The 9,302-nt window shown below is 32.5% G+C and carries 9 protein-coding genes; all 9 read right to left on the minus strand.

The window, feature by feature from the left end; translation table 11 throughout:
* Positions 1-83: 83 nt before the first annotated feature.
* The 9 genes from glmS to ptb all read right to left on the minus strand — a co-directional run bounded on the left by glmS (position 84) and on the right by ptb (position 9,094).
* A complete protein-coding gene (gene glmS, locus NSA58_RS11265; RefSeq protein ID WP_074429901.1) occupies positions 84-1,910 on the minus strand; it encodes a glutamine--fructose-6-phosphate transaminase (isomerizing) in 1,827 nt (608 codons plus the stop codon).
* Between the two features lie 272 nt (positions 1,911-2,182).
* Complete coding sequence (gene glmM, locus NSA58_RS11270; protein ID WP_039681413.1) at positions 2,183-3,529, minus strand: phosphoglucosamine mutase; 1,347 nt, start codon at positions 3,527-3,529, stop codon at positions 2,183-2,185.
* A gap of 179 nt (positions 3,530-3,708) precedes the next feature.
* Complete coding sequence (locus tag NSA58_RS11275; protein ID WP_039681414.1) at positions 3,709-4,260, minus strand: 2-oxoacid:acceptor oxidoreductase family protein; 552 nt, start codon at positions 4,258-4,260, stop codon at positions 3,709-3,711.
* A gap of 1 nt (position 4,261) precedes the next feature.
* Entirely contained in the window at positions 4,262-5,020 is a 759-nt protein-coding gene (locus NSA58_RS11280) for a thiamine pyrophosphate-dependent enzyme (protein ID WP_039681415.1), read from the minus strand.
* Positions 5,020-6,081 carry a 3-methyl-2-oxobutanoate dehydrogenase subunit VorB gene (locus NSA58_RS11285; protein ID WP_039681416.1) on the minus strand — a complete coding sequence of 354 codons (1,062 nt, stop codon included), beginning with the start codon at positions 6,079-6,081 and terminating at the stop codon, positions 5,020-5,022. Before NSA58_RS11285 ends, NSA58_RS11280 begins: the two co-directional genes overlap by 1 nt.
* A gap of 29 nt (positions 6,082-6,110) precedes the next feature.
* A complete protein-coding gene (locus NSA58_RS11290; protein ID WP_039681417.1) occupies positions 6,111-6,326 on the minus strand; it encodes a 4Fe-4S binding protein in 216 nt (71 codons plus the stop codon).
* Positions 6,327-6,367: 41 nt separating this feature from the next.
* On the minus strand, positions 6,368-7,045 hold the full coding sequence (locus NSA58_RS11295; RefSeq protein WP_039681418.1) for a hypothetical protein: 678 nt from the start codon (positions 7,043-7,045) through the stop codon (positions 6,368-6,370).
* A gap of 28 nt (positions 7,046-7,073) precedes the next feature.
* Positions 7,074-8,165: a butyrate kinase gene (gene buk, locus NSA58_RS11300; protein ID WP_039681419.1), complete on the minus strand. Its 1,092-nt coding sequence runs from the start codon at positions 8,163-8,165 to the stop codon at positions 7,074-7,076.
* A 26-nt stretch (positions 8,166-8,191) separates the two neighbouring features.
* Positions 8,192-9,094 (minus strand): phosphate butyryltransferase, encoded by a 903-nt coding sequence (ptb, locus tag NSA58_RS11305; protein ID WP_039681420.1) that lies wholly within the window; start codon positions 9,092-9,094, stop codon positions 8,192-8,194.
* Positions 9,095-9,302: the final 208 nt, after the last annotated feature.

Raw genomic sequence — 9,302 nt, forward strand, 5'->3', positions numbered from 1 at the left:
ATTAAGTAATTGTTTAAGAATAAAAAGGTTATATACTTTTAGTATATAACCTTCTATATTATTTATTATCTAATTGTTTCCTATTATTCAACTGTAACTGACTTAGCTAAGTTTCTAGGCTTATCAATGTCACAACCTCTCATCTTAGCTACATGATAAGATAATAATTGCATTGGTACAACAGCAGTTATACTTGCAAACATATCTTCAACTTCTGGTATATATATTACTCTATCTGCTGATTTTTCAACTTCTTTATTGTGTTCTTTAGCTATTGCTATTACTTTTGCACCTCTAGCTTTAACTTCTTGCATATTTGAAAGCATTTTTTCAAATAATTGTTCTTGAGTCGCTATAACTAAAACAGGAGTTCCTTCTTCTATTAAAGCTATTGTTCCGTGTTTTAATTCTCCAGCAGCAAATGCTTCAGCATGCATATAAGATATTTCTTTTATTTTTAAAGAACCTTCCATAGCTAATGCATAATCAAGACCTCTACCTAAATAGAACATATCATTCTTGTCTTTTATTTCAGTAGCTATTTCTTCTACTAATTTATCACATTCTAATACTTTTTCAACTTTAGCTGGCATCTCCTTTAATTGACCTATCATATTGAAGTATTCTTCTTCAGTTATAGTTCCTTTTGTCATAGCTAAGTTTAAAGCTATCATATAGAATGCCATTAATTGAGTTGTATAAGCTTTTGTAGATGCAACTGCTATTTCTGGACCTGCCCATGTATAGAATATATCATCAGATTCTCTAGCTATTGACGAACCAACAACATTAGTTATTGATAATACTCTAGCACCTTTTTCTTTAGCATCTCTAAGAGCAGCTAAAGTATCAGCAGTTTCTCCTGATTGACTTACTATTATTATTAAAGTATTTTCATCTACAAATGGATCACTATATCTAAACTCAGAAGCTATATCAGCTATAACTGGTATTTTAGCGAATTTTTCTATAGCATATTTTCCAACAAGCCCTGCATGGTAAGCAGTACCACAAGCCACTATATAAACTTTGTTTATTTTATCTAAATCTTCTTTAGTTATTTTTATATCGTCTAACTTTATTCTTCCATTTTCATCTAATCTTCTAAGCAGCGTATCTTCAACACCTTTTGGTTGTTCGTATATTTCTTTTGCCATGAAGCTATCGAATCCACCTTTTGATGCAGCTTCCACATCCCAAGTTATTTCACTTACTTCTTTTTCTACTACTTCTTTGTTTTCATTTAAAACAGTTACTTTATTTCCTTCTATATGAACGAATTCACCATTTTCTAAGAAGTAAACATTTCTTGTATATTTTAATATTGCAGGTATATCAGATGCTACCATGTTTTCATCTTCACCTAAACCTACAACTAATGGACTATCTTTTCTTACTGCAACTAATTCATTTGCATTGTCAGCGCATACTACACCTAATGCATAAGCTCCTCTAAATCTCGCAGTTGCTTTATAAACAGCTTCTAAAAGATTTCCTTCGTAGTATTTACTTACCATATGAGCTGCTATTTCTGTATCTGTTTGAGATAAGAATACAACTCCTTCAGCTTCTAATTCTGCCCTTAATTCAAGATAGTTTTCTATTATACCATTGTGAACTACAGCTATAGTTCTATCCATATTGAAATGAGGATGTGAGTTTACATCTGATGGTTCGCCATGAGTAGCCCATCTTGTATGCCCTATTCCTAAATGTCCATCAATAGGATTTTTTTGTAGATCTTCAGCTAATATAGCTAATCTACCTTTAAACTTTCTTATTTCTAATTTGTTACCTGTGTTTACAGCAACACCTGCAGAGTCGTACCCTCTGTACTCTAATTTTGACAGACCTTCTACTAAAACTTCAGTTGCCTGTCTTTTTCCTAAATATCCAACTATTCCACACATATTATGTGTCCTCCTAAAAATATTATTTTAAATATATTTTTAGAGTTAGGTCATGAAAAAGCTTACTTGAGTTTTCCTTTGTCCACAGAATCACTTCCGTGATTTGAGAAAACCTTAACGATGGTAAACACACCGCAGAGCATCCGCCGAAAAATCGATTAACTCTGTCCTCGTCAACTTAACCCCCAATACTACTAATAAAATTCTGTTATTGTTAAGTTCTGGCGCTTAAAAGTAAATACTAAGTATATTTCTTAGTATTTACTTGTAGTTTACGATAATTTTTCTTTTATAAGATTAGCCAAGTTGTTAGCTAACTCATTTATTTGACCTTCCTCTTTACCCTCTAGCATAACTCTAACTAATGGTTGTGTTCCAGATGGTCTTATTAAAACCCTTCCTGAACCTTCCATTAATCCTTCTATTCTTGCTATTTCATTTTTTATTTCTTCAACTTCCATGAATTTATTTTTCACTTCGTTTTTAACTTCTACATTCACTAATACTTGTGGGTAAACACTCATTATTGAAGCTAATTCTGATAAAGGTTTCTTTTCTTCTTTTATTATCTTAGATAACATTAATGAACTTAAAACTCCATCGCCTGTAGTGTTGTAATCTAGGAATATCATATGTCCTGATTGTTCTCCACCTAGGTTAAAGTTTCCTTTCTTCATAGCTTCTATAACATATCTATCTCCCACGTCTGTAGTTTCTAAATTTATTCCATATTCTCTTGCTGCAACGTTTAATCCTATATTAGTCATTACAGTTATTACTAATGTATCATTTGACAATTGTTTTTTCTTCTTAAGATATGCTGCACTTAATATCATTATATGGTCACCGTCTACAATGTTTCCATTTTCATCAACAGCAATTAATCTATCTGCATCTCCATCATATGCTAATCCTAAATCTGCCTTGTTTTCAACTACAGATTTTTGTAACATTTCTGGATGTGTAGATCCACATCTATCATTTATATTCTTTCCATTTGGTGAAGTATTTATATCTATAACATTAGCACCTAATTCTTTGAATACTATTGGTGCAACTTCATAAGATGCTCCATTAGCGCAATCTAGAACTACTTTCATTCCAGTTAAATCTACATTTATTATAGATTTTAAATAGTCTACATAATCTCTTAATGCATTGTGATCATGATTTATAACTCCTACATTTTCTCCAACTGGATTGCAATCTACCTTTTCTATATCTTCAATATATTTTTCTATTTCTAATTCTATTTCATCATCTAACTTGTATCCATCTTTATTAAAGAACTTTATCCCATTATCTTCCATGGGATTATGTGATGCTGATATAACAACTCCACAGTCTGCATTATATTTTCTTGTTAGATATGCAACTGCAGGTGTTGGTATGATTCCCACAGGAATTATATCACATCCTACTGACATTAATCCAGCTATTAAAGCTGATTCTAGCATGTCCCCTGACATTCTTGTATCTTTTCCTACTACAACTTTTACTCTGTGATCTCCTTGAGCTAGGACATATCCTCCAGCTCTTCCCAATTTATATGCTAAGTCACAAGTAAGTTCTGTATTAGCAACACCTCTAACTCCATCTGTTCCAAAATATTTTCTCATTGAAAAACTCCTTCCATGACGAGAATATCTATATCCATAAAATTATTTTATTCAATTTATGTTTTAAATATTAGTCTTTAATTATAACCATAGGATTATTTTAATACTTAAACGAAAAAAAGACAATAGAATTATTTCTATTGCCTTTTTAGTATAATATAAAATTTTTATTTTTTAAATTAAGCTTCTACAGTTGCTACTGCATCCATACCTTTTTGTAAAGCTTCTCTATTCATAGGTATGAATTTAGACTTTCTTTCTCCGAAAACTTTTAAGAAAGCTTGAAGAACTGATTCTATATCAACTGATTCTGTAACTTTTAAACAAGCTCCTAGCATTATCATATTAGCAACTTTAGGCATTCCTATTTCAGCTGCTAATTCATTAGCTGGTATATAAGTTACATTAACATCATCTCTTTCAACTTTCATATCTATTAATGAACTATTAACTAATATATGTCCTCCTGGAACTACATCATCAACAAATTTCATAGAAGGTTTGTTCATTATAACAGCGCAAGTAGCATCATCTGTTATAACTGGTGATCCAACTGGCTTATCAGATACAGTTACTGCACAGTTTGCAGTACCCCCACGCATTTCTGGTCCATAAGAAGGTAACCATGCAACTTCTTTACCTTCAAGCATTCCTGCATATGTTAATAATTGGCCCATAGACATAACACCTTGACCACCAAATCCTGCACATATTACTCTTGATGTTGCCATATTATTTCGCCTCCTCAACTTCAACTTCTATATCTTTTTTATTTCCTAGTTCATAATAAGACATCATATTATCTCTTAACCATTGTAATGCATCATTTGGAGCAAGTCCCCAGTTAGTTGGGCAAGTAGATAATACTTCAACTATACCAAATCCTAACCCTGCTTGTTGAACTTGGAAAGCTTTTTTTATAGCTTTTTTAGCTTTTCTTACATTAGCTGGTGTATCAACAGAAACTCTTTCTACAAATACTGCACCAGTTAATGTTGCTAACATTTCACTAACTCTTATTGGGAAACCATTAACTTCTGGATTTCTACCGCTTTGAGCTGTTGTAGCCTTTTGACCTATTAATGTAGTTGGAGCCATTTGTCCACCAGTCATTCCGTAAATTCCGTTGTTTACGAATATAGTACTTATTTTTTCACCTCTACCTGCAGCATGAACTATTTCTGCCATACCTATTGATGATAAGTCTCCATCACCTTGATAAGTAAATACAAACTTATCAGGATTAGTTCTTTTTATACCTGTAGCTACAGCTGGTGCTCTACCATGAGCAGCTTCTTGAGTATCCACATTGAAATATTTATATGCTAAAACTGAACATCCTACAGGAACTACACCTATAGCATCTCCAAGCAATCCCATCTCTTCTAATACTTCTGCTACTAATCTATGGATTATACCATGAGTACATCCTGGACAGTAGTGAGTAGTAACATCTTGTAATCCTTCTGTTCTCTTAAATACTACAGCCATTATTTAGCACCCCCTATTATTTCTTTAGCTTTATTAGCTATTTCAGCTGGAGATGGTATCATACCACCTGATCTTCCATAGAAGTCTACTGGTAATTTACATTCGCAAGCTAATTTAACGTCATCTATCATTTGACCTAAACTCATTTCAACAACTAATAAATTCTTAGCATTTGGTATTTCCTTAAATGCTTTGTTAGGGAATGGCCATAATGTTTTAGGTCTTATTAAACCTACTTTGTGACCTTCTTCTCTCATTTGATCTACTGTTGTTTTAACTATTCTAGAAACAGTTCCATAAGCAACGAAAACTAATTCAGCATCTTCTGTATTATACATTTCATATTGAACTTCATTTTCTTCTATTGCTTGATATTTCTTTTCTAATTTTAAGTTATGTTGTTCTAGTTCTTCTGATTGTAAGTATAAAGAGTTTATTACATTTGGTTTTCTTTCACCTTTAGTTCCATTTGCAGCCCAAGTTTTTTCTGGTAACTCTCTTGTTTTTCTTTCTTTGTCAAAATCAACTGGTTCCATCATTTGACCTATCATACCATCTGCAACAACCATAACTGGAGTTCTATATACGTCAGCTACATCAAAAGCTTCTATTATCATATCAACAGCTTCTTGAACAGATGCTGGAGCAAAAACAGGAGTTCTATAATCTCCATTTCCTCCACCTTTTGTTGACATGTAGTAGTCTGCTTGAGATGGTTGTATAGTTCCAAGTCCTGGACCACCTCTCATTATATTTAAAACTACGCAAGGTACTTCTGCACCTGCACAGTATGTTATTCCTTCTTGTTTTAATGCTACCCCTGGTGAAGATGAAGATGTCATAACTCTTGTACCAGTTCCTCCTGCACCATAAACCATATTTATAGCTGCAACTTCAGATTCTGCTTGTACAAAAGCTCCTCCAACCTTAGGTAGTTCTCTTGATAAATATTCTGGTAACTCACTTTGTGGAGTTATTGGGTAACCAAAGAAGTAGTGGCATCCAGCTTCTATAGCTGCTTTACCAAATGCTTCGTTACCTTTCATAAGAATTTTAGCCATTATTAATCCCCCTTATTTTTAAAAAATAATTAATCTCTTTCTACTGTAATAACTACGTCTGGACACATTAATGCACAACTTGCACATCCAATGCATTTTTCTTCGTCAACTATCTTAGCTGGGTTATAACCTTTTGCATTTATAACCTCTGTGTCAATTGCAAGTATTCCTTTTGGACATGCTTCTATACATAGTCCACAACTTTTGCAACGTTCTTCGTTGAAAATTACTTTCCCTTTAGCCATTGTTAAGCCTCCCTTAATTATTTCTTATATTGAGCTCAAAACTACATCCACTCTTCTCTTAGATACATTTTTATAGGTAATATGTCTCCCTCTAAATCTTTTGGCAATTTATCTACAAGATTTTCTATACAACAAACATACTTAATTGGTATATTTTTTATTTTAGAAACCTCTCTTGCAACCTCTTGTCCCTTTAACACATCTTCAACAGTTGTTTCTCTTAAAAGATGTGTATTATTTACAAGACCTGTTACCTTAAGCTTAGAAGATGCTTCTATTGCATCTATGTATCCAAGAACTTCGTTAGCAGTTTGAGTTTTCTCCCTGTTAGCATTTATTACAAAAAACATATCATAGTTGTCTGATTTGAAATGTTCAGCAAATCTACCAACTACTCTTCCACCTACATTGTCTCCACCTACATCTAGTACATAGTTAACCTTATCATCATGTAGTGGTCTCATTACTTCTGCTGAAACAGCGGGAACATCAAGCGTAGTTGTTTGAATAGAACTGTCAATAGGCGTTATCCCTAACTGTCTCATTAAATCTTTCTTTTCTCTTGTCCTAAAATATACATTTACTACATCTATATCAGCTAGTGCAACTTCTCCATCAACTACCTCCCTAAGTCTAGTTACATAGTTAATAGAAACTTCACTTTTCCCACTTCCATAATGTCCTATGAAAAGTCTAACTCTTTTATCGTCTTTTATCATAAAAATTCACCTATTTTCAGTATATATATTAATAAGCTAAAGCTTCTTTTTCATAATCTAATGCTGTTTCTTCACCATTTAATACTCTAAGTCCACCTTGTGCAAGGGCTATCATTTCATCTTCTCCTGGATAAGCTTTAACAGGTGCAATAAATTTAACTCTATCTTCTATCTTTTCTCTTATTGTTTGAGAATAAGCAATTCCTCCAGTTAAAATTATTGCATCAACTTCTCCTTTAAGAACTGTAGCGTATGCTCCTATTTCCTTGCATATTTGATAAACCATAGCATCATATATTAAAGCAGCTTTTTCGTCACCTTTAGAAATCATATCTTCAACATCTCTAATATCATTAGTTCCTAAATAAGCAACTACTCCACCATTACCTTTTATACGTTTTCCTATCTCAGCCTTGCTTAATTGATCTCCATAACATAATTTCATTAAACCACCAACTGGAAGTCCTCCACTTCTTTCTGGTGAGAATGGTCCTTCCCCATCAAGACCATTAGTATTGTCAATTACTTTACCTTTCTTATGAGCACCAACTGTAACTCCTCCACCCATGTGAACAATCAATAAATTACAGTCTTCATAATTTTTATTCATGTCTTTAGCTGCCCTTCTTCCTATTGCTTTTTGATTTAAAGCATGGAAGATACTTATTCTTGGAATTTCTGGCACCCCAGATATTCTTGCTACATCTTCCATTTCATCAACAACAACTGGATCTACTATAAAAGATGGTATAGAAACTTCATCAGCCATTTCCTTTGCAATTATTCCTCCTAAATTAGATGCATGTTCTCCTAGTATTCCAACTTTTAAATCTTTCACCATTACATCACTTACTTTGTAAGTTCCACCCTGTATAGGTTTTAAAAGTCCTCCCCTACCAACTATTGCATCTAAATCTTCTACTTTCAAATCTGCTTCTTTTAAAGATTCTTCTATAACACCTTTACGAAACTCAAATTGATCTGCTACCTTTTCATATTTCCCTATTTCTTCTGAAGAATGTCTTAGTGTTTTTTCATATAATAATTCTTCATTTTCAAATACAGCAATCTTAGTCGATGTTGATCCTGGATTTATTGTTAAAATTTTATAATCTCCCACTCTAATAACCTTCCTTTATTTTTATATTATTTTTTTGTACTTGCTAGAACCCCTAGCGCTATTGAATTTAATTTAGTTTTATCACTATCAGCTCTAGATGTTAATATAATAGGTGCTTTTGCTCCTACTATTAAACCTGCATTTTCACATTTTGCAAAAAATGCTATAGATTTATATAATACATTCCCTGCTTCTATATCTGGCACTACTAATACATCAGCTTTACCTGCTATTGGATGGTCCATACCTTTATGTCTAGCAGCTTCTTCACTAATAGCATTATCTAAGGCAAAAGGTCCCCCAACCATACATCCTTTTATTTCTCCACGAAGATACATATCTTCTAATTCTTTTGCTTCTACAGTATCTTTCATTTTAGGGTTAACCTTTTCCTTAGCGCAAATCAATGCCACTTTAGGTTCATCTATATCTAATGATCTCGCAACTGAGCATGCATTTTCAATTATTTGTTTTTTTGCATTTACGTCTGGTGCTAAGTTCATAGCTGAATCAGTTATAAAGAATAATCTATCATATCCCTCTATATCAAATACTGCCACATGACTTAATATGTTTCCTGTTCTTAGACCCACCTCTTTATTAAGCACAGCTTTTAATATAATTGAAGTATCTACTAAACCCTTCATAACCATATGAGCTTTTCCACTAGATACTAACTCTACTGCTTTTAGGCAAGCTTCTGATAAGTCCTTAATGTCTATTAATTTATAATTTTCTAGGTTTATACCCAATTCATCTGCAATTTCTTTAGTTTTTTCAATATCTCCAACTAAAATTGCCTCTACTATATTTTCTTTTCTTGCATTTTCAACTGCTATAAGTACCTCTTTGTCTTGGCAACAAGCTACTGATACAGTTTTTGGACCTCTTTCTTTTGCAAATTTAATGATATCTTCTATGTTCCTCATTTTATCCTCCTAAATTTTGTATATTTAGTTGTTTTAAACTTGGTTTGAATTGATGCACTTTCGATTTTACTAATTTTAATGTCTGACTAATTGATTTGTTTTAACCTTAAGTATAATTTTTATGTTACATTAAGATTAAATTGGACTTTACGTTTAAAATATGTAAACTTTAATTTTTAAGTTTTTACATTTTTTTCTTTATACTTAT

The sequence above is a fragment of the Terrisporobacter muris genome, assembly GCF_024621905.1.
GTDB classification, from domain to species: domain Bacteria; phylum Bacillota; class Clostridia; order Peptostreptococcales; family Peptostreptococcaceae; genus Terrisporobacter; species Terrisporobacter muris.

Excerpts from the sequence above, each read along its gene's own strand:
- glmS (WP_074429901.1), bottom strand. The coding sequence starts at position 1,910 with ATGTGTGGAATAGTTGGATATTTAGGAAAAAGACAGGCAACTGAAGTT.
- glmM (WP_039681413.1), bottom strand. The coding sequence starts at position 3,529 with ATGAGAAAATATTTTGGAACAGATGGAGTTAGAGGTGTTGCTAATACA.
- NSA58_RS11275 (WP_039681414.1), bottom strand. The coding sequence starts at position 4,260 with ATGGCAACATCAAGAGTAATATGTGCAGGATTTGGTGGTCAAGGTGTT.
- NSA58_RS11280 (WP_039681415.1), bottom strand. The coding sequence starts at position 5,020 with ATGGCTGTAGTATTTAAGAGAACAGAAGGATTACAAGATGTTACTACT.
- NSA58_RS11285 (WP_039681416.1), bottom strand. The coding sequence starts at position 6,081 with ATGGCTAAAATTCTTATGAAAGGTAACGAAGCATTTGGTAAAGCAGCT.
- NSA58_RS11290 (WP_039681417.1), bottom strand. The coding sequence starts at position 6,326 with ATGGCTAAAGGGAAAGTAATTTTCAACGAAGAACGTTGCAAAAGTTGT.
- NSA58_RS11295 (WP_039681418.1), bottom strand. The coding sequence starts at position 7,045 with ATGATAAAAGACGATAAAAGAGTTAGACTTTTCATAGGACATTATGGA.
- ptb (WP_039681420.1), bottom strand. The coding sequence starts at position 9,094 with ATGAGGAACATAGAAGATATCATTAAATTTGCAAAAGAAAGAGGTCCA.